This window comes from Bartonella sp. W8167 (assembly GCF_016100335.1).
In the GTDB taxonomy this organism is placed as follows: domain Bacteria; phylum Pseudomonadota; class Alphaproteobacteria; order Rhizobiales; family Rhizobiaceae; genus Bartonella; species Bartonella apis.
Genome location: NZ_JACFSQ010000001.1, coordinates 509,798 through 529,866, shown reverse-complemented (window position 1 = coordinate 529,866; position 20,069 = coordinate 509,798). Strand labels below are relative to the sequence as shown.

The following is a 20,069-nucleotide window of genomic DNA, read 5'->3' as shown; positions in this document are numbered from 1 at the left end:
TTCCGGATCAGACGAAGATGAGAAAAGGTCGTTTACCAAGAAAACACCTCAGCGCACAAATTGCCGAACCAACATGCCGTTGCGTTCGTATTCGAGTTGCCAGATACGCGGTTGGCCATTTGATAGAATTTTTTTCAGATCGGCAACAGTTTTGACTTCTTTGCCATTAAGGCCGTGAATAATGTCACCCCTTTGAAACAATCCTGAAGCATTGCTGTTATCTTCAACATCATTGATGACAACGCCGTTTGAATCCGGTGCCACATGAAAACGGCGTGCATTCATCGGCGTCAAATTCATCACTTCAGCACCGGAAAAAGGCGTATTTCCCGACAATTTTTCGGGACGTGCAATCTCGTTTTCGGGAATAGAAGTGAGTGATATGGAGGTATTGGCTGTCTTGCCGTTTCTCAGATATTCGATATCCAGCGTGTGACCGATACCCGTTGTCATTAACCGGTAACCAAGGCTATCAGGATTATCAATACGGATGTTATTTGCTTTCAGGATAACATCACCGATTTTAAGTCCAGCCTTCTCGGCAGGGCTTTGTTTGGCAACATCGGTTATAATGGCTCCATAAGGCTGATCCATTCCGAGCCCTTCGGCAACATCTGCTGTTACGTTCTGAAATGATGCACCAATATAAGGCGGTTCAAATGTCTGTTCGCCCCTTTTCACAGCATCAACAACAGTTTTTACCAAGTTTGCCGGAATTGCGAAGCCGATTCCAACCGAACCGCCCGATTGCGAATATATCGCCGTATTGATACCAATCAATTCCCCTTTCATATCAATAAGTGCTCCGCCCGAATTGCCCGGATTAATCGGTGCGTCGGTCTGGATGAAAAAATCGAAATCGGAAATGCCGACGCGTGTGCGTGCTTGAGCTGAAACGATGCCACTTGTGACGGTTTGGCCTACTCCGAACGGGTCACCAATTGCCAAAACCAGATCTCCCACCTCGACGGCATCAGAATCGCCCAATGGCAAAACCGGAAATGGCGCACCCTTAGGAGTGATTTTCAAAACCGCAATATCCGTTGCCTCGTCTTTTAACATCACCTTGCTTTCGAATTCGCGACCATCCGACAAAGCAACCTTTATTTCATCCGCATCACGGATAACATGATAGTTCGTAACGATCAGACCACTTTGATCAACAATCACGCCGGAACCTAGTGAGGACTGTCTTCTTGATGGAGCATTTTGAAGCGATTGACCAAAAAACTGTTCAAAAAAAGGGTCGTTAGCGAAAGGAGAACGCGCTTTTACAATTCTGGCAGCATAGACGTTGACCACCGAAGGTGCAGTTGCTTTAACAAGAGGCGCAAAACTCAGTTTAATTTCCGCTTGAGATTGCGGCACTTCGGAAAATCCTGCCTGAGGCAGAATGACTGTTAAAACGCTGAAAAGAACAATTGCCTTGAAAGACAGCTTCATCATCGATTCCTTATTATAGATTCTCTTTTCACAATAGCAGAGACAGTCTGGTATTTTTAAGCATTTCTCAATGAGACTTATCTCTAAATGCTTATTTTTAACTGAACTGCCATTTTATTGATGATTTTGGCAAAAGAACGATATCGGAACCATCCTTTTTTTCATATCTTTTATCCGTTTCTTCGATGCTTTTTGTGAAGGAGCAAACGATATTTTTCAAGCATCATCCAATGGAACTCTCAATAGAGAGGCTAAGACTTCTGTAATCATACTTCAGGTGCATTCTTGCAAGGAACGGCAGCCCAACTCCCACCCCTATTTTGGTTCCAATTTCAAAAAGATGAAGCATTGCGTGCGTCGAATATTCCCTACAACATCAAGTTTCGTACCCGCACACTAAAACACAGCGAGTAATTTCCGCTGCGAGATTACGCCCACACGCACTACAAGGCACAATCGATTTCCCGCTCAAAATGCTTTTCTCTTTTCGCCAATGTTCAAATACCAATTCCAGTGGTGTTCAATTCTGTCGGATACGACTTGCAGCACAATATTCACGTGCTGCTCTTTTCCTTGTTTTGTATACACATATTTTTTGGAACATAATCGGATAACGTTACGCGATTCTCATCCCAAGATTTTCATGCAATCATTCAACAGAATGAGATTTAAAAAATTCGCGACAATTTGTATCTTCCTATTGAAGACGAAGGTAAGTGCCTTACCGCATTGAAGAAATTCGAAACATCATAGACAACAAAAAACCCGCTATAAAAGCGGGTTCTCCGAAATGCTTTGTAAGCAAGCTATCAGGCAGCTTCAGTTTCCTTGGCTGCTGCTTCAACACGTGCTTTATCCGCAGCACCCTTGGCATTCACGTCGCGTTCAACAAACTCGACGACAGCCAGAGGAGCATTGTCACCGGCACGGAAACCGGCTTTCATAATACGCAGATAGCCGCCATTGCGCGTTGCGTAGCGCGGTGCCAAAGTATCAAACAACTTTGCAACCTGCTTTGCATCACGAATTGCCGAGATGGCTTGACGGCGTGCATGGAGACCTCCACGCTTACCTAATGTTACCAACTTTTCAACAATTGGACGAATTTCTTTTGCCTTTGGAAGCGTCGTCACGATCTGCTCATGCTCGATCAGTGACGTTGCCATATTGGCAAACATCGCCTTACGGTGACTAGCAGTGCGGTTCAGCTTGCGGCCTGATTTACCATGGCGCATGAGCCTTCTCCTTAATTTCTAACTCAGTATTGATCTTCATAACGTTTTGCCAGGTCGTCGATATTCTCGGGCGGCCAAGCGGGGATTTCCATACCAAGATGAAGTCCCATTGAAGCAAGAACTTCCTTGATTTCATTGAGCGACTTACGTCCAAAATTCGGCGTACGCAGCATTTCTGCTTCCGTCTTCTGGATAAGATCGCCAATATAAACGATGTTGTCATTTTTAAGACAATTGGCAGAACGAACGGAAAGTTCCAGCTCATCCACCTTTTTGAGCAATGCCGGGTTAAATGCAAGCTCGGAAACCTGCTCTTGCGGAGCTTCTTTCTGCGGTTCTTCAAAATTGACGAATACAGAAAGCTGGTCTTGCAGAATACGGGCAGCAAAAGCAACTGCATCCTCTGCACTCACTGCACCATTTGTCTCAACGGTCAGGATCAATTTATCATAATCAAGAACCTGCCCTTCACGGGTGTTCTCGATTTTGTATGAAACCTTGCGAATTGGCGAATAAAGACTATCAACCGGAATAAGACCGATCGGAGCATCTTCGCTACGGTTACGATCGGCAGGAACATAACCCTTTCCTGCGTTCACTGTAAATTCCATCCTGATTTCGGCACCCTGATCGAGTGTGCAAATAACGTGTTCAGGATTGAGAATTTCGACATCGCCGACTGTCTGAATATCCCCCGCAGTGACAACACCCGGTCCTTCTTTACGAACGACCATGCGTTTCGGACCCTCGCCTTCCATACGGATGGCGATTTCTTTGATATTCAAAATAATATCTGTAACATCTTCCCGTACGCCGGGGATTGACGAGAACTCGTGCAACACGCCGTCAATCTGCACAGCAGTGATAGCTGCACCGCGCAAAGAAGACAGTAATACGCGCCGTAAAGCGTTACCTAACGTTAAACCAAAGCCGCGTTCCAAAGGCTCAGCGATCACAACAGCTTTGTTCGAACCGTTTTGAGTCTGAAACTCGACTTTATTAGGCTTAATCAGTTCCTGCCAGTTTTTCTGGATCATATTCCTATTCCTGTCCTTTACTTCCGCCACCATTCAGCCGTGACGGCCAGCTTGAACGCCAGAGCAAAGCTCTGACACCGAAAAACAACCGGATTAAACGCGGCGTTTCTTACGCGGACGGCAACCATTATGCGGAATGGGTGTCACATCACGAATAGATGTAATAATAAAACCTGCAGCCTGAAGTGCTCTCAAAGCGGATTCACGACCCGAACCTGGTCCGCAAACTTCAACTTCAAGTGACCGCATACCGTGATCTTGCGCTTTTTTTGCACAATCTTCTGCAGCGACCTGCGCCGCAAAAGGTGTCGATTTACGCGAACCTTTAAAGCCCTGAGCCCCAGCTGACGACCAGGAAATTGTGTTTCCCTGAGCATCGGTGATTGTTATAAGAGTATTGTTGAATGTCGAATTGACATGAGCAACGCCCGACGAGATATTTTTACGTTCGCGACGGCGAATACGTGTAGGCTCTTTGGCCATAATTTTCCTTTCACTGATCTCTGCACCGCCGTATTTCCAGCGGCTACACCTTATTAGCTCCAATCAACCCGAACAAAAAACAATGTTTTCTGTTTTCAGGCAAACTGAAGTAAATTCACGTGTGAATTATTTCTTTTTACCGGCAATAGCCCGTGCCGGACCTTTACGGGTACGTGCATTGGTATGTGTACGTTGACCGCGAACCGGCAACGAACGACGATGACGCAAACCACGATAGCAACCAAGATCCATAAGACGCTTGATATTCATAGAAACTTCGCGACGAAGGTCACCTTCCACCTGATAATCGTGATCGATAGCTTCACGGATTTGAAGAACTTCAGCATCCGAAAGTTCACTCACACGGCGCTCAGCAGGAATACCGACTTTATCAACGATTTCTTTAGCAAATTTCGGTCCAATCCCGTGAATATACTGAAGAGCGATAATAACGCGCTTATTCGTCGGGATGTTGACGCCAGCAATACGAGCCACGCCTGTTCTCCTTAAATTAAATTTCAACCATTTGTGTCGCAACTACCAGCAGTTGGAACACAAAGCGACCAGAACCGCACACAAAGCCGATTCCAATCATCTCTCAAAAAAATGAAATTGTGCTGTCTTTGACGGATTTCACCGCAAAAGTCAACTCCCCTTTCACTTATAAGCCGGACTGTCTTTAGTGAAGTGCTTTTTCAATTGCCAGTGTGACATCCTTGACAGAGGCCATACCATCAATTTTTTTCAACAAACCGGTTTTTTCATAAAACTGCGACAAAGGAGCAGTTTTCTGACCATATTCCACAAGGCGTTTGGCAAAAGCTTCCGGATTATCATCCGAGCGAACTTTTCCACCTGCAGCAATTGTTTCTGCAACGCGAGTCTTCATACGATTGACAAGCGCATTCTGATCGACAACAAGTTCGATGACTGCATCCAATTTCGTATGTTTATGTTTCAGAATTTCTTGCAACGCTTCGGCCTGACCGACAGTGCGTGGATACCCATCGAGAATAAAACCTTTCGAGCAATCAGGTTCATCAATCCGGTCAGAAACAATCTGGTTCACGATCTCGTCTGAAACAAGCCCGCCAGCATCCATAATAGACTTGGCCTTCTTGCCGACTTCGGTTCCTGCTGCAACTGCGGCCCGCAACATATCGCCGGTCGACAATTGCGGAATACCATATTTTTCAGTCAGAATTTTTGCCTGCGTACCTTTACCGGCACCGGGTGGTCCTAAAAAAATCAGTTTCATCTATTTCTTTTCCCGCTCCTGAGTTTTGATTTTTTGAGCAAACCTTCATATTGGTGAGCAACCAAATGCCCTTGAATTTGCGCTATCGTGTCAAGTGTAACTGTTACAACGATCAACAGTGACGTACCGCCGAGATAGAACGGAACATGCAATGTCGACATCAAAAATTCCGGCAAAAGGCAAACAAGAATAATATAAATCGCACCAACAACGGTAATGCGTGTCAGTACGTAGTCAATATACTGAGCAGTCCGCTCTCCAGGCCGTATTCCCGGAATAAACCCGGAATGTTTTTTCAGTTGATCAGCTGTATCTTTCGGATTGAATACAATCGCCGTATAGAAAAAGCAGAAGAATGCCATCAGTCCGGCATAAACAACCATGTAAAGCGGTTGTCCATGACTCAATGAAAAGGAAATCGCCTGCAGCCAATGAGGCATGTTTTGCGAAAAATTGTTAACTGTTGCAGGCAACATCAAAAGTGACGACGCAAAAATCGGAGGAATAACGCCGGCGGTATTGAGTTTGAGTGGCAAATTCGAAGTATCGCCTTTGAACATTCTATTGCCCATTTGGCGATTGGGGTACTGAATAATGATGCGTCGTTGTGCACGTTCAACAAAAACGATAACAGCAATAACCGCAATGCAAATAACGATAATAGCAAGCAGCATGAACGTCGACAGATCTGCTTGTGCATGTGCCGTCAAGAGTTGAGCAATAGCCGAGGGAAGGTTTGCGACGATACCTGCAAAGATGATCAGGGAAATACCATTTCCGACCCCACGTGAGGTGATTTGTTCACCAAGCCACATCAAGAAGATCGTACCGCCTGTAAGCGTAATAACAGCAGTAATCCTGAACATCATTCCAGGATCTGTAACAATTTGTAAGCCCGTTCCCATCCCGCTTTCAAGTGCAATAGCAATGCCGTAGGCCTGAATGAGCGCCAGCAGCACAGTGCCATAACGCGTGTATTGGTTGATAATCTTCCGGCCGGTCTCACCTTCTTTTTTCAACGCTTCAAGCGAGGGAATAACCGACGTCATCAATTGCACTATAATGGATGCGGAAATGTATGGCATAATACCCAGAGCAAAAATGGCCATACGTCCGACAGCTCCACCGGCAAACATATTGAACAATCCCAAAACACCAGACGCGTGTTGTGCAAAAGTTTGTCTTAGTGCATCAACATTGATTCCCGGCATTGGTATATAGGTACCAAAACGGTATACGAGCAATGCACCCAAAGTGAACCAAATACGTTTCTTAAGCTCGGTAGCACGCGAAAAAGCACTAAAATTAAGATTGGAAGCCAGTTGTTCTGCGGCGGATGCCATAAAATCTCTCCGGTTTTATCCATGGTGTTGAACCACGAAAATTAACACATGCTTTAACTCTCTACGCAAAAAAACGCAAAGAGAAACAATGTTAGTTAAACCTATTTTAACTCAAAGCCGTTTTGCCTGATAAAAATAGTTTTTGCAATAATAAATTCCGCATAAAAAAAGCCCGGAATGAATGCTATTCACATCACACCGGACCGAATTTTTCTCAAGAAAATAATTTATTCAGCAACAGCGCGAACGTTAACAACGCCGCCGACCTTTGTTACTTTCTCGATAGCTGCTTTAGAGGCACCGGCAACATCAAAGGTAACTTTTGCCTTCAATTCACCATCCGACAAAAGACGAAAACCGTCTTTTTCGCGGCGGATAACGCCGGCAGCTTTCAAAGCCGCACTATCAACAGTCTTTGAGGCATCAAGTTTTCCTGCATCAATCGCCGTCTGAACACGTCCAACAGAAACTTCATTGAAGCTCTTGGCAAAAAGATTATTGAAGCCGCGTTTTGGCAAGCGCCGATAAACCGGCATCTGTCCACCTTCAAAACCGTTAATAGCAACGCCCGAACGCGCTTTCTGACCTTTAACACCGCGACCAGCTGTCTTTCCCATGCCGGAACCGATACCGCGCCCTACTCTTTTACGATTCTTTGTAGCGCCTTCTTGATCGCGCAGTTGATTGAGTTTCATGTTCTTTACTCCTACAATCCTCAGCCTTCATCCACAATACGGACGAGATGCTCTACTTTTGCAATCATACCACGCACTGCTGGTGTATCATTCAATGTGCTGCGGCGATGCATTTTGTTAAGTCCAAGCCCTTTCAACGTAGCACGCTGAACTTGCGGACGACGAATTGGACTGCCGATTTGCTCAACAGTGACCTTCTTGCCACTATGGGTTTTTTTCCCAACCATTTTCTAATTCCTCTATATCGCAAGTTCCACGAACTATTCTTCGTTGCCGATGATATTCTGCCGACGAGCCTGCAGAGTCGAATATTTAATTCCACGTTGGGCGGCAATATCTTTCGGATGGACCTGACGTTTCAACGCATCGAAAGTTGCGCGAATCATGTTGTAAGGATTTGAAGACCCGAGAGATTTCGCGACAACATCCTGCATACCGAGCGTCTCGAAAACAGCACGCATAGGACCACCAGCAATAATACCGGTACCAGCAGCAGCCGATCTCAACAACACACGGCCAGCACCATGGCGCCCCTCGACATCATGATGGAGTGTACGTCCCGAACGAAGCGGCACATAAATCATTTCATGTTTTGCAGCTTCAGTAGCTTTGCGGATCGCTTCAGGTACTTCTCTAGCCTTACCATGTCCGAAGCCGACACGCCCCTTCTGGTCACCGACAACAACAAGAGCAGCAAAGCCGAAACGACGACCACCCTTCACAACCTTGGCGACGCGATTGATGTGTACGAGACGATCAACGAACTCGCTGTCACGTTCTTCATGACGCTCATCACGATTATTACGTTCTTTTTGTGCCATTCCTAATTCCTTTTTCTTTTCCGGAAGCACGTATCAAAAAAGAATTCCCCTTGAAAGAGAGGAATTCCTCGGCGAAGCGCCCGGAAGCTCCGGGCAATCAATTTAGAAGTTCAAACCGCCTTCGCGAGCTGCATCGGCAAGAGCCTTGATGCGACCATGATAAATATAAGCACCACGATCAAACACAACCTCTTTTACACCAGCAGCTTTTGCACGTTCGGCAATAAGCTTGCCGACCGCACTTGCTGCCTTGACATTGGCACCGCCTTTAATTGACGAACGGAGTTCTTTATCCAATGTTGATGCAGATGCAACGGTCCGACTGTGCAGATCGTCGATGATCTGAACATAAATATTCATATTCGAGCGATGAACACTCAATCTCATACGGCCGTTAGCGACCGCTTTTACCTGACGGCGAACGCGCTGTGCGCGGCGCTGAAGTATTTCTTTAGGCGAAGCCATAACGCAAGTTCCTTATTTCTTCTTGCCTTCTTTGCGCACGATTCGCTCGTCCGCATATTTAACACCCTTACCTTTATAAGGTTCTGGTCCGCGATACTCGCGAATTTCGGCAGCTACCTGACCGACCTTCTGCTTATCAATTCCGGAAACCAGAATTTCTGTAGGCTTGGGAACAGCAACTGTAATACCTTCGGGCACCTGATAGATGACATCATGGCTAAAGCCCAAAGAAAGTTGAACATTTTTACCATGCATTGCTGCACGATAGCCAACGCCGTTAATTTCCAGCTTCTTCTGGAAGCCGCCCTTCACACCTTCAATGATGTTTTCAATCATTGAACGGGACATGCCCCACTTAGAACGTGCTTCCTTGGTCTGATCACGTGGTGTCACATGCACCACATTATCTTCCAACTTGAGATGAATTTCATCATCCGCGACAAAACTCAACTCACCTTTCGGTCCCTTAACCTTGATCGATTGCCCGTCAACTGAAGCAGTGATGCCAGCCGGGACATGAATCGGTTTTTTTCCAATACGTGACATTGTTATAACCTATCTTTCTAGCTTTTTCCGACATCCATCAGAAGATGCGGCAAAGAAGCTCCCCACCAACATTCTGCTCCCGAGCCTCATGATCAGCCATAACACCTTTCGGTGTCGAAAGGATCGAGATACCGAGACCATTAGCAACTTGTGGAATAGACTTCACTGAAACATAAACGCGACGACCAGGCTTGGAAACACGAGAAATCTCGCGAATCACCGGTGCACCATCAAAATATTTCAACTCAATTTCAAGCTCGGACTTACCGTTCTCGAAATCGATTTGACTGTATCCGCGTATATAGCCTTCAGTTTGAAGAACATCGAGAACACGAGCACGCAATCTCGATGCAGGTGTCGAAACCTTCGATTTCTTACGTCCCAAAGCATTGCGAATGCGTGTAAGCATATCTCCAAGAGGATCTGACATAGACATTTACGAAACTCCTCTTACCAGCTTGATTTCACAACGCCCGGAATATGACCGAACGAACCAAGATCACGCAATGCAATACGCGACATTTTCAATTTACGATAATAGCCACGCGGACGACCGGTAACTTCGCAACGATTGCGAATACGAACCCTTGCAGAGTTACGAGGCAACTCGGCAAGCTGAATGGACGCACGAAAACGCTCTTCAAGCGACACTTTCTGGTCCATAATAATTGCTTTCAGACGCGCACGACGTGCTGCATACTGTTTGGTCATCGCACGGCGATGCTTGTTCTTCTCAACGGCACTTGTTTTGGCCATAATTTTACCTCGCTACGCTTGCCGTTACGCACGGAACGGAAAATTGAAACCACGCAACAATTCACGTGCTTCATCATCCGTTTTCGCCGTCGTACAAACGATGATATCCATACCCCAGATCTGATCTACTTGATCGTAGTTAATTTCCGGGAACACAATGTGTTCTTTGATACCCATGGCAAAATTGCCACGACCGTCAAAACTTTTAGGATTAAGACCACGAAAATCGCGAACGCGTGGCAAAGCAATCGTTACCAGGCGATCAAGAAATTCATACATACGGTCTCTACGCAATGTAACTTTTGCACCAAGTGGCATTCCCTCACGAACTTTAAATGTCGCAACAGAATTACGTGCGTGTGTTACAATTGCTTTCTGCCCTGCAATAAGGGTCAAATCCTCGGCTGCTCTTGCAGGCTTCTTGGAATCGGCTGTTGCCTCTCCCACACCCATATTGAGAACAACCTTGTCAACGTAAGGAACCTGCATATTGTTTTCGTAATGAAACTTATCCTGCAGCGCCTTGCGAACTACTTTGATATATTGCGTTTTCAAACGCGGCTCTTGAATCTTATCAGCCATCGATCAGATCTCCCGAACGTTTGGCAACGCGAACCTTCTTGCCACCCTCTTCAATACGAAAACCGACACGGGTTGGTTTTCCATCCTTGGGATCGGCAATGGCCAATTTTGAAATATGAAGTGGAGCTTCTTTCGAAATAATACCAGCTTCCTGAGTTTGGGTCTGACGCTGATGGCGCTTGACCATATTGATACCGCGAACGATTGCAGTATTTTCCTCAGGATTAACCTTGATTACTTCACCGTTACGCCCTTTGTCCTTACCGGACAGGATGACGACTTTGTCGCCTTTACGAATTTTATTCATCGCAACGGCTCCCTATAGCACTTCTGGCGCGAGCGAAATAATCTTCATATGATTCTTACCGCGAAGTTCACGGGGAACCGGTCCGAAGATACGAGTACCGATCGGCTCTTTCTTATTATCAACCAAAACAGCAGCGTTCTTGTCGAAACGAATAACACTACCGTCAGCGCGACGAATATCCTTGGCAGTACGAACTACCACGGCTTTCATCACATCACCTTTTTTTACGCGGCCACGAGGAATAGCTTCTTTAACCGAGACAACAATAATGTCGCCAACGGAAGCATATTTCCGTTTCGAGCCGCCCAGCACCTTGATGCACATGACACGACGGGCGCCGGAATTATCCGCGACGTCGAGGTTTGTTTGCATCTGAATCATGACTGGCCGCCTTCTCTAAATGTTTACGTCCGGCAGTGCATTTGACACATTCGGACTTGCCTGTCAAATTATGATTAAGACTTTTTCAAAACAAAATGCTGGGCGCAACAGCACCCAACGTTCTGTATGTAAAAATCCGACTGATTAAGCAGCGCCGTTCTTTACAACGACCCAGCGTTTATCTTTCGAAATCGGCTTCGATTCTTGAATAAAAACCTCGTCACCAACTTTGAATTCGTTGTTTTCGTCATGCGCTTTGTACTTCTTCGACTGACTGACAGTCTTCTGTAGAAGCGGATGCGAATAGCGCCGCTCTACCTTGACTACAACAGTCTTATCGTTCTTGTCGCTGACGACAACGCCTTGCAGAATGCGTTTAGGCATGTCTTAACTTCCTTAAGCCTTGCTTTCGGCCGCCTTCTGGCGGGCGATTGTTTTTATGCGCGCGATATCACGGCGAACCTGCTTAACGCGTGCTGTTTTTTCCAACTGACCGGTTGCTTTCTGAAAACGCAGATTGAACTGCTCTTTCTTCAGCTTGGCCAACTCTTCATTCATCTGATCGAGCGTCTGAGCCCGTACTTCTGCGGCTTTCATCGCTTAGTCCCTTTATTCAGCTATACGCTGGACGAAACGTGTTTTAATTGGAAGCTTTGATGCACCCAACCGTAACGCTTCACGTGCCACATCTTCGGGTACGCCGTCAAGTTCAAACATAATACGTCCCGGTGCAACACGTGTTGCCCAAAATTCAACAGCGCCTTTACCTTTACCCATACGAACTTCGGTAGGCTTCGATGATACCGGAACATCCGGAAAAACGCGGATCCACACACGGCCGGCACGCTTCATCTGACGCGTGATAGCACGACGGGCCGCCTCAAGCTGACGTGCAGTAACACGTTCAGGCTCCATGGCCTTAAGACCATAGGCACCAAAATTAAGTTCCGTACCACCCTTCGAAACACCGTGAATACGGCCTTTGAACTGCTTGCGGAACTTTGTGCGTTTTGGCTGCAACATTGTTCTCTACTCCAAATCCTTCTTTGCCCGTCTAAAAAATCAGGCGTTTTCGCGACGGCGGTTCGTGTTTGAACCTTGATTATCGCCTTCAATAGCACGACGTTCGGAAGCCATCGGGTCATGTTCAAGAATCTCACCCTTGAATACCCAAACCTTCACGCCACAAATACCATAGGCGGTATTGGCTTCGGCCGTACCGTAATCAATATCTGCACGCAAGGTATGAAGAGGAACGCGTCCTTCGCGGTACCATTCCATACGGGCAATTTCAGCACCACCAAGACGACCGGCACAGTTGATACGGATACCTTCAGCACCAAGACGCATTGCTGACTGCACTGCACGCTTCATTGTGCGACGGAAAGCAACACGACGTTCTAACTGCTGCGCAATTGACTGTGCAATCAACTCGGCGTCAACTTCCGGCTTGCGGACCTCGACGATGTTCAAAGCTGTATCAGCATGTGTCATTTCAGACAGTTTGCGACGCAACTTCTCGATGTCGGCCCCCTTCTTACCAATGATAAGACCAGGACGAGCTGAATGAATCGTTACACGGCACTTCTTATGCGGACGTTCAATAACAACTTCCGAAATGGCTGCCTGTTTCAACTCATTCATGACATACTTGCGGATTTTTAAATCTTCATGCAACAACCGGCCATATTCACCGGTATCAGCATACCAACGAGAATCCCATGTACGATTGATACCGAGACGAAGCCCGATTGGATTGATCTTCTGACCCATTATGCGGCCTCCTCTTTATCGGACACTTCGCGAACAACAATTGTAAGATGAGAGAACGGACGCAAAATTCTGCTGGCGCGGCCACGACCACGCACATGAAACCGCTTCATAACAATCGATTTACCAACTGAAGCTTCCGCTACGATAAGCGAATCGACATCCAGATCGTGATTGTTTTCTGCATTGGCAATCGCAGATTCTAACGTCTTTTTCACCGTATCGGCAATGCGTTTACGAGAAAAAGTCAAATCTGCAAGAGCTGTATTAACTTTCTTACCGCGAATCATTGCCGCTACAAGATTAAGCTTCTGCGGGCTAACACGAATTGTGCGAGCTACAGCCTTTGCTTCATTATCTTTAAGCTGGCGCGGAGCCTTAGCTTTGCCCATTATTACTTCCTCTTCGCTTTCTTGTCCGCACCGTGACCATAATAGCTGCGGGTTGGAGCGAACTCACCGAACTTATGTCCGACCATTTCTTCCGAAACAGAAACAGGAACATGCTTGTTTCCGTTATAGACGCCAAAGGTCAAGCCAACAAATTGCGGCAAAATCGTGGAGCGGCGGCTCCACATTTTAATAACCTCGTTACGACCGCCGGCACGTACCTTCTCAGCTTTCTTGAGAAGATAGCCGTCAACAAACGGTCCTTTCCATACTGAACGAGCCACTTCAGACTACCTCTCTTATTTCTTGCGTTGATGACGTGAGCGCATGATGAATTTATCAGTCGCCTTGTTCGAACGTGTACGCTTACCCTTTGTAGGTTTACCCCACGGAGAAACCGGATGACGCCCGCCTGATGTACGGCCTTCACCACCACCATGTGGGTGATCGACCGGGTTCATTGCAACACCACGAACATGTGGCCGCTTACCACGCCAACGGGCGCGACCGGCTTTACCGTCATTTGTGTTACCATGATCGGAATTCGAAACGGCGCCAACAGTCGCATAGCAACCACTTGAAACCAGACGCTGTTCGCCCGAATTCAAACGGAGAATAGCCATACCCTGATCACGACCAACAAGCTGTGCATAAGTCCCGGCCGAACGGGCAATCTGCCCGCCTTTTCCCGGCTTCATCTCGACATTGTGAATGATCGTGCCAACCGGCATATTGCCCAAAGGCATCGAATTACCGGGCTTAACATCAACATTTACGCCGGCAACAACCGTATCTCCTACGCCCAACCGCTGCGGAGCAAGAATGTAGCTCAGATGACCGTCTTCATAACGGATAAGCGCAATGAATGCAGTCCGATTGGGATCATATTCCAAACGTTCGACCTTAGCGGGCATATCCCGCTTCAAACGCTTGAAGTCGACAAAGCGATATGTTCTTTTGTGACCACCACCCTGATAGCGGGCAGTTACACGGCCGTGATTATTACGACCGCCTTTCGACGACAAACCTTCGGTCAGCGCTTTCACAGGTTTGCCTTTGTAAAGACCGCTACGGTCTACAATGACAAGCTGACGCTGCCCTGGCGTGGTCGGATTAAAGTGCTTGAGTGCCATTATTCCTAACTCCGAGCCTCTTAAAGACCAGTCGAAACGTCGATTGACTGACCTTCAGCCAGCGTCACGATCGCTTTCTTGACATCACTCTGTCGACCGACAACGCCTTTAAAACGTTTCACCTTCCCCTTGCGGGTTGTTGTATTCACTGCTGTAACTTTGACACCGAATAAAGCCTCAACAGCTTCCTTGATTTCGGATTTGGTCGCCTTCGGCGTAACCTTGAAAACGACCTGATTGTTTTCCGACAGCATCGTCGACTTTTCGGTGATCACCGGACTTACGACGACATCATAGTGGCGAAGATCTGTCATTTGAACCGCTCCTCAAGGGCTTCGACAGCTGCCTTGGACAAAACAAGTTTGCCACGACGCAGAATGTCATAAACATTGATCCCCTGAACCGGCAAAACATCTACATTAGGAATGTTCGATGCGGCACGGGAAAATTTCAAATCAATTGCTTCACCGCCGATTAACAATGCGTCTGAAAAGCCGAGCTTAGCAAAGTCTTTGACAAGAACATTGGTCCTGGCTTCTTTGACATTCAATTCGTCAACAATAATCAAATCCTTGGACTTGGCTTTTGCCGACAAAGCATGACGCAATCCCAAAGCGCGAACTTTCTTCGGAAGTTCATGAGCGTGGCTGCGAACAACCGGCCCGTGAGCCTTACCGCCACCACGAAACTGTGGAACGCGAGCAGAAGAGTGACGAGCACGCCCCGTGCCCTTTTGCTTATACATCTTGGCACCCGAGCGGGACACGTCAGCGCGTGTCTGGCTTTGATGAGTACCTTGTTGGCGCCGAGCGAGCTGCCAGCGGACAACACGTTGCAGGATGTCTTCTCTGGGTTCCAAACCGAAGATATCTTCAGAAACCTTCAGCTTACCAGCATCCTTGCCGTCAAGAGTTGTTATGATGAGATCCATTATCAGGCTCCCTCAGCGACTGTGGCTTCCGCCTTGGGGGCAGCAGCATCTGTTTTTGCATTCTTTGGCTGACGCAAGGCGGCCGGTTTCGGTGCATTTTCAGGAATGCTCTTCTTGATTGCATCCCGCACCAATATCCAGGCACCTTTCGACCCCGGAACTGCGCCACGAACCAAAATCAACCCGCGATCAGCGTCGGTTGAAACAACTTCGATATTCAAAGTTGTAATTCGTGTCTGTCCCATATGGCCAGCCATTTTCTTACCTTTAAACACCTTACCCGGATCCTGACGTTGACCTGTCGAACCATGGGCACGGTGTGTAATGGAGTTACCGTGCGACGCACGATGTCCACCAAAGTTATGACGTTTCATAACGCCGGCGAAACCTTTACCAATTGACGTACCGGTGACGTCAACCAATTGACCGGGAACAAAATGCTCCGCAGTAATCTCGGCCCCGACTTCCAAAAGATTGTCGGGACTTACACGAAATTCGGCAATTTTAGCTTTCGGCTCAACCGAAGCTTTTGCAAAATGACCACGCAACGCTTGAGAAGTGTTTTTCACCTTTGCAAGCCCTACGCCTAACTGAACAGCTGTGTAGCCATTCTTCTCAACTGTACGCTGAGCAACAACCTGACAATTCTCCAAACGAAGAACCGTAACAGGTACATGTTCTCCGGCATCATTATAGACGCGGGTCATGCCCAGCTTTTGTGCTATTACACCTGAACGCATCGGGTTCGTTCCTTCCGTCCCCAAGCCTTAAAGCTTGATCTCGACATCAACACCAGCAGAAAGGTCGAGCTTCATAAGCGCGTCCACTGTCTGCGGCGTCGGATCAACAATATCAAGAAGACGCTTATGTGTACGCATTTCAAACTGCTCACGGCTCTTCTTGTCGATGTGCGGCCCACGATTAACCGTGAACTTCTCGATTCGCGTTGGAAGCGGAATCGGTCCACGGATATTGGCGCCAGTACGCTTGGCGGTCGACACAATCTCACGTGTCGATGCGTCAAGAATCCGGTGATCAAACGCTTTTAAGCGAATGCGGATGTTCTGACCGTTCATACTCTTTTTATCCCTGTCAACCGGAACGTCTTTTTGCAAAGACGCTCCTTAACAATTAAAATTAGATTATTCAATGATTTTAGAAACGATACCGGCACCAACAGTGTGGCCACCTTCACGGATAGCGAAGCGGAGCTTCTCTTCCATAGCAACCGGAACAATCAGTGTGACATCCATCGTTACGTTATCACCCGGCATAACCATCTCTGTACCTTCCGGCAATGTTACAATGCCGGTAACGTCTGTCGTACGGAAATAGAACTGAGGACGATAGTTGGTGAAAAATGGTGTGTGACGTCCACCCTCATCCTTTGTCAGAATGTAAGCTTCCGCCTTGAACTTGGTGTGCGGAGTAACTGTACCGGGCTTTGCCAATACCTGACCACGTTCAACACCTTCACGTTCAATACCACGAAGAAGTGCACCGATGTTGTCGCCTGCTTCACCTTCATCAAGAAGTTTGCGGAACATTTCAACGCCGGTAACTGTTGTCTTCGTCGTCGGACGAATACCAACGATTTCAACTTCGTCACCAACCTTGACAACACCACGTTCAACACGACCGGTAACAACTGTACCACGACCGGAAATCGAGAACACATCTTCAATCGGCATCAAGAAAGGCTGATCAATCGGACGCTTCGGAGTCGGGATATATTCATCAACTTCGTGCATCAACAAACGAACAGCATCTTCACCGATTTCCTTATTGGTGCCTTCAAGAGCTGCCAAAGCAGAACCCTTAACGATCGGAATCTCGTCACCGGGGAAATCGTATTTCGAAAGAAGTTCACGAACTTCGAGTTCAACGAGCTCGAGAAGCTCTTCGTCATCGACCTGATCAACTTTGTTCAGGAAAACAACAATTGCAGGAACACCAACCTGACGGGCAAGCAGAATGTGCTCGCGTGTTTGAGGCATCGGGCCATCAGCTGCCGAAACAACAAGAATAGCACCATCCATCTGCGCAGCACCGGTGATCATGTTCTTGACATAGTCAGCATGTCCCGGGCAATCAACGTGTGCGTAGTGACGCTTCTCTGTCTCGTATTCTACGTGTGCTGTAGAAATCGTAATACCACGAGCGCGTTCTTCCGGCGCAGCATCAATCTGGTCATATGCCTTGAACTCGCCAAAATACTTTGTAATCGCTGCTGTCAGCGTTGTTTTACCATGGTCAACGTGACCAATCGTGCCGATGTTTACATGCGGCTTCGTACGTTCATATTTGGACTTTGCCATCTGAGCTCTCTCCATTTCCTGCCCTATTCAGGGCTGAGTTGAAAGTTAATACGTAACCGCCTGATTACGCGAATTTTTTCTGAATTTCTTGAGCCACTGCCGTCGGCACTGGATCATAATGATCAAACTGCATTGTATATTGGGCACGCCCCTGGCTCATAGACCGCAAACTGTTGACATAGCCGAACATGTTTGCAAGCGGAACCATGGCATCAACCACAGTAGCAATACCTCTCGGTTCTGTACCGGAAATCTGCCCGCGACGGGAATTCAAATCACCAATAACATCACCGACATAATCTTCCGGTGTGACAACCTCGACTTTCATGATTGGTTCCAGAAGCTGGGCTCCAGCCTTCTGAGCTCCCTCACGGAAAGCAGCACGGGCTGCAATTTCGAAGGCCAATACGGAAGAGTCAACATCATGGTAGGCACCGTCAAGCAAGGTTGCTTTAACACCTTGCATCGGGAAGCCCGCAAGAGGACCTGACCCCATAACGCTCTCAAGCCCCTTCTGAACACCCGGAATGTATTCCTTCGGAACAGAACCACCAACAATCTTCGATTCAAACAACAAGCCTTCGCCGTCATAAGGTTCGAAAAGAATCTTGACACGAGCGAACTGACCCGAACCACCGGATTGCTTCTTATGTGTGTAATCAATTTCAGCCGGCTTCGTTATCGTCTCGCGATAAGCAACCTGCGGCTGTCCAACATTGGCTTCAACCTTGAATTCACGACGCATACGATCAACGATAATGTCCAGATGAAGCTCACCCATACCGGCAATGATTGTCTGACCGGATTCTTCATCCGATTTAACACGGAATGACGGATCTTCCGCTGCCAAACGATTAAGAGCAATACCCATCTTTTCCTGATCGGCCTTGGTTTTCGGCTCAATAGCAATTTCAATAACCGGATCAGGAAATTCCATACGTTCCAGAATGACCGGATGGAGCGGATCGCAAAGTGTGTCGCCAGTCGTGGTTTCTTTCAAACCTGCCAAGGCAACAATATCACCAGCAAAAGCTTCATCAATATCTGTACGTGCATTCGAATGCATCAGCAGCATACGACCGATACGTTCTTTCTTGCCTTTTACTGTGTTTTCAAGCGAAACACCTTTATGAAGCTCGCCTGAATAGATACGGCAGAAAGTCAACGAACCAACGAACGGGTCGTTCATAATCTTGAAGGCCAGCATCGAAAGCGGAGCTGCATCGGAAGATTCACGTGTCGTCTCTTCACCTGTCTTGACATCAACGCCCTGAATAGCAGGAACATCAACCGGAGAAGGAAGATAGGAAACAACAGCATCCAACAACGGCTGAACACCTTTGTTTTTAAAAGCCGAGCCGCAAAGAACAGGATGAAACAAAACCTCACAGGTACCCTTGCGGATAAGAGCGATAAGCTCGTCATTGGTAGGCATTTTGCCTTCAAGATAAGCTTCGGTAGCTGCTTCATCAACTTCAACAGCAGACTCAACCAGTTTCTCGCGATATTCTTCAGCTTTATCCTTCATATCGGCGGGAATTTCACTGGTCATTGTATGACCGCCAATCGAACCGTCCCAAGTAAGGGCCTTCATATCAATAAGATCAATAACGCCTTCGAAATCATTCTCCGCACCAATAGGCAACTGAAGAACAAGTGCTTTCGCTCCAAGACGTGAACCAACCATTTCAACGCTGCGATAAAAATCAGCGCCGATCTTGTCCATCTTGTTGACAAAAACCATCCTCGGTACGTGATATTTTTCTGCCTGACGCCAAACAGTCTCTGTTTGCGGCTCAACACCAGCATTAGCATCAAGAAGTGCAATAGCACCATCAAGAACGCGTAATGAACGTTCTACTTCAATTGTGAAATCGACGTGTCCTGGAGTGTCAATAATATTAAACCGGCATTTTTCGCCGTTACGACCTTTCCAGAAGGTGGTTGTTGCAGCGGAAGTAATGGTAATACCACGTTCCTGTTCCTGCTCCATCCAATCCATCGTAGAAGCGCCATCATGCGTTTCGCCGATTTTATGATTCTTACCGGTATAGTAAAGAATACGCTCGGTCATTGTGGTCTTACCGGCATCAATATGCGCCATAATACCAAAATTGCGATAATCTTCGATTTTATACTCGCGAGCCATATTTTTTGCTTTCGATTAAAAAGAGTT

The 20,069-nt window shown here is 47.1% G+C and carries 30 protein-coding genes; all 30 read right to left on the bottom strand.

The features are described 5' to 3' along the window. Window positions 1-48 precede the first annotated feature (48 nt). The 30 genes from H3V12_RS02080 to fusA all read right to left on the bottom strand — a co-directional run bounded on the left by H3V12_RS02080 (window position 49) and on the right by fusA (window position 20,042). Window positions 49-1,443: a DegQ family serine endoprotease gene (locus tag H3V12_RS02080; RefSeq protein ID WP_198213734.1), complete on the bottom strand. Its 1,395-nt coding sequence runs from the start codon at window positions 1,441-1,443 to the stop codon at window positions 49-51. 809 nt (window positions 1,444-2,252) lie between these two features. Further along, on the bottom strand, window positions 2,253-2,678 hold the full coding sequence (gene rplQ / locus H3V12_RS02075) for a 50S ribosomal protein L17 (protein WP_075870501.1): 426 nt from the start codon (window positions 2,676-2,678) through the stop codon (window positions 2,253-2,255). Window positions 2,679-2,701: 23 nt separating this feature from the next. Continuing rightward, window positions 2,702-3,715 (bottom strand): DNA-directed RNA polymerase subunit alpha, encoded by a 1,014-nt coding sequence (locus H3V12_RS02070; RefSeq protein ID WP_075870500.1) that lies wholly within the window; start codon window positions 3,713-3,715, stop codon window positions 2,702-2,704. Window positions 3,716-3,808: 93 nt separating this feature from the next. Next, window positions 3,809-4,198, bottom strand: a complete 390-nt coding sequence (gene rpsK / locus H3V12_RS02065) for a 30S ribosomal protein S11 (protein ID WP_075870499.1) — start codon at window positions 4,196-4,198, stop codon at window positions 3,809-3,811. A gap of 126 nt (window positions 4,199-4,324) precedes the next feature. Next, window positions 4,325-4,693, bottom strand: coding sequence for a 30S ribosomal protein S13 (gene rpsM, locus H3V12_RS02060; RefSeq protein WP_075870498.1), 369 nt, complete (start codon window positions 4,691-4,693; stop codon window positions 4,325-4,327). A gap of 184 nt (window positions 4,694-4,877) precedes the next feature. After that, on the bottom strand, window positions 4,878-5,456 hold the full coding sequence (locus tag H3V12_RS02055; protein ID WP_198212435.1) for an adenylate kinase: 579 nt from the start codon (window positions 5,454-5,456) through the stop codon (window positions 4,878-4,880). Further along, on the bottom strand, window positions 5,453-6,799 hold the full coding sequence (gene secY, locus H3V12_RS02050) for a preprotein translocase subunit SecY (RefSeq protein ID WP_075870496.1): 1,347 nt from the start codon (window positions 6,797-6,799) through the stop codon (window positions 5,453-5,455). Before secY ends, H3V12_RS02055 begins: the two co-directional genes overlap by 4 nt. 227 nt (window positions 6,800-7,026) lie before the next feature. After that, the gene (gene rplO, locus H3V12_RS02045) at window positions 7,027-7,494 is read right to left on the bottom strand and encodes a 50S ribosomal protein L15 (RefSeq protein WP_198212433.1); all 468 of its coding nucleotides are present in this window, start codon (window positions 7,492-7,494) and stop codon (window positions 7,027-7,029) included. A gap of 20 nt (window positions 7,495-7,514) precedes the next feature. Then, complete coding sequence (gene rpmD / locus H3V12_RS02040; protein WP_075870494.1) at window positions 7,515-7,721, bottom strand: 50S ribosomal protein L30; 207 nt, start codon at window positions 7,719-7,721, stop codon at window positions 7,515-7,517. A 33-nt stretch (window positions 7,722-7,754) separates the two neighbouring features. Further along, window positions 7,755-8,315, bottom strand: coding sequence for a 30S ribosomal protein S5 (gene rpsE, locus H3V12_RS02035; protein ID WP_075870856.1), 561 nt, complete (start codon window positions 8,313-8,315; stop codon window positions 7,755-7,757). 102 nt (window positions 8,316-8,417) lie between these two features. Further along, window positions 8,418-8,780, bottom strand: coding sequence for a 50S ribosomal protein L18 (gene rplR, locus H3V12_RS02030; protein ID WP_198212431.1), 363 nt, complete (start codon window positions 8,778-8,780; stop codon window positions 8,418-8,420). A 12-nt stretch (window positions 8,781-8,792) separates the two neighbouring features. After that, window positions 8,793-9,326: a 50S ribosomal protein L6 gene (rplF, locus tag H3V12_RS02025; RefSeq protein ID WP_198212428.1), complete on the bottom strand. Its 534-nt coding sequence runs from the start codon at window positions 9,324-9,326 to the stop codon at window positions 8,793-8,795. A 37-nt stretch (window positions 9,327-9,363) separates the two neighbouring features. Then, the gene (rpsH, locus tag H3V12_RS02020; protein ID WP_075870491.1) at window positions 9,364-9,762 is read right to left on the bottom strand and encodes a 30S ribosomal protein S8; all 399 of its coding nucleotides are present in this window, start codon (window positions 9,760-9,762) and stop codon (window positions 9,364-9,366) included. A 14-nt stretch (window positions 9,763-9,776) separates the two neighbouring features. After that, window positions 9,777-10,082 (bottom strand): 30S ribosomal protein S14, encoded by a 306-nt coding sequence (gene rpsN, locus H3V12_RS02015; RefSeq protein ID WP_075870490.1) that lies wholly within the window; start codon window positions 10,080-10,082, stop codon window positions 9,777-9,779. Between the two features lie 24 nt (window positions 10,083-10,106). Then, window positions 10,107-10,664: a 50S ribosomal protein L5 gene (gene rplE / locus H3V12_RS02010; RefSeq protein WP_075870489.1), complete on the bottom strand. Its 558-nt coding sequence runs from the start codon at window positions 10,662-10,664 to the stop codon at window positions 10,107-10,109. Continuing rightward, complete coding sequence (gene rplX, locus H3V12_RS02005; RefSeq protein WP_077992523.1) at window positions 10,657-10,971, bottom strand: 50S ribosomal protein L24; 315 nt, start codon at window positions 10,969-10,971, stop codon at window positions 10,657-10,659. Before rplX ends, rplE begins: the two co-directional genes overlap by 8 nt. Window positions 10,972-10,983: 12 nt before the next feature. After that, window positions 10,984-11,352 carry a 50S ribosomal protein L14 gene (rplN, locus tag H3V12_RS02000; RefSeq protein WP_008039971.1) on the bottom strand — a complete coding sequence of 123 codons (369 nt, stop codon included), beginning with the start codon at window positions 11,350-11,352 and terminating at the stop codon, window positions 10,984-10,986. 144 nt (window positions 11,353-11,496) lie between these two features. Then, window positions 11,497-11,736 (bottom strand): 30S ribosomal protein S17, encoded by a 240-nt coding sequence (gene rpsQ / locus H3V12_RS01995; protein WP_075914587.1) that lies wholly within the window; start codon window positions 11,734-11,736, stop codon window positions 11,497-11,499. 12 nt (window positions 11,737-11,748) lie between these two features. Further along, a complete protein-coding gene (gene rpmC / locus H3V12_RS01990) occupies window positions 11,749-11,949 on the bottom strand; it encodes a 50S ribosomal protein L29 (protein ID WP_075870486.1) in 201 nt (66 codons plus the stop codon). 12 nt (window positions 11,950-11,961) lie between these two features. Continuing rightward, complete coding sequence (rplP, locus tag H3V12_RS01985) at window positions 11,962-12,375, bottom strand: 50S ribosomal protein L16 (RefSeq protein WP_075870485.1); 414 nt, start codon at window positions 12,373-12,375, stop codon at window positions 11,962-11,964. A gap of 39 nt (window positions 12,376-12,414) precedes the next feature. Further along, window positions 12,415-13,125 (bottom strand): 30S ribosomal protein S3, encoded by a 711-nt coding sequence (gene rpsC / locus H3V12_RS01980; RefSeq protein WP_198212426.1) that lies wholly within the window; start codon window positions 13,123-13,125, stop codon window positions 12,415-12,417. Then, the gene (rplV, locus tag H3V12_RS01975) at window positions 13,125-13,514 is read right to left on the bottom strand and encodes a 50S ribosomal protein L22 (RefSeq protein ID WP_075870483.1); all 390 of its coding nucleotides are present in this window, start codon (window positions 13,512-13,514) and stop codon (window positions 13,125-13,127) included. The genes rpsC and rplV overlap by 1 nt, the downstream gene beginning before the upstream one ends. A 2-nt stretch (window positions 13,515-13,516) precedes the next feature. Beyond that, the gene (gene rpsS, locus H3V12_RS01970; protein ID WP_075870482.1) at window positions 13,517-13,795 is read right to left on the bottom strand and encodes a 30S ribosomal protein S19; all 279 of its coding nucleotides are present in this window, start codon (window positions 13,793-13,795) and stop codon (window positions 13,517-13,519) included. Window positions 13,796-13,810: 15 nt separating this feature from the next. After that, window positions 13,811-14,644, bottom strand: a complete 834-nt coding sequence (gene rplB, locus H3V12_RS01965) for a 50S ribosomal protein L2 (RefSeq protein WP_075870481.1) — start codon at window positions 14,642-14,644, stop codon at window positions 13,811-13,813. Between the two features lie 20 nt (window positions 14,645-14,664). Beyond that, complete coding sequence (locus H3V12_RS01960; RefSeq protein ID WP_075870480.1) at window positions 14,665-14,958, bottom strand: 50S ribosomal protein L23; 294 nt, start codon at window positions 14,956-14,958, stop codon at window positions 14,665-14,667. Then, entirely contained in the window at window positions 14,955-15,575 is a 621-nt protein-coding gene (gene rplD / locus H3V12_RS01955; protein ID WP_075870479.1) for a 50S ribosomal protein L4, read from the bottom strand. The genes H3V12_RS01960 and rplD overlap by 4 nt, the downstream gene beginning before the upstream one ends. Before the next feature lie 2 nt (window positions 15,576-15,577). After that, window positions 15,578-16,315, bottom strand: coding sequence for a 50S ribosomal protein L3 (rplC, locus tag H3V12_RS01950; protein ID WP_198212424.1), 738 nt, complete (start codon window positions 16,313-16,315; stop codon window positions 15,578-15,580). A 27-nt stretch (window positions 16,316-16,342) separates the two neighbouring features. Next, a complete protein-coding gene (rpsJ, locus tag H3V12_RS01945; protein WP_075870855.1) occupies window positions 16,343-16,651 on the bottom strand; it encodes a 30S ribosomal protein S10 in 309 nt (102 codons plus the stop codon). Between the two features lie 66 nt (window positions 16,652-16,717). Beyond that, a complete protein-coding gene (gene tuf / locus H3V12_RS01940) occupies window positions 16,718-17,893 on the bottom strand; it encodes an elongation factor Tu (protein WP_078040400.1) in 1,176 nt (391 codons plus the stop codon). A 64-nt stretch (window positions 17,894-17,957) separates the two neighbouring features. Beyond that, a complete protein-coding gene (gene fusA, locus H3V12_RS01935) occupies window positions 17,958-20,042 on the bottom strand; it encodes an elongation factor G (RefSeq protein ID WP_198212422.1) in 2,085 nt (694 codons plus the stop codon). Window positions 20,043-20,069: the final 27 nt, after the last annotated feature.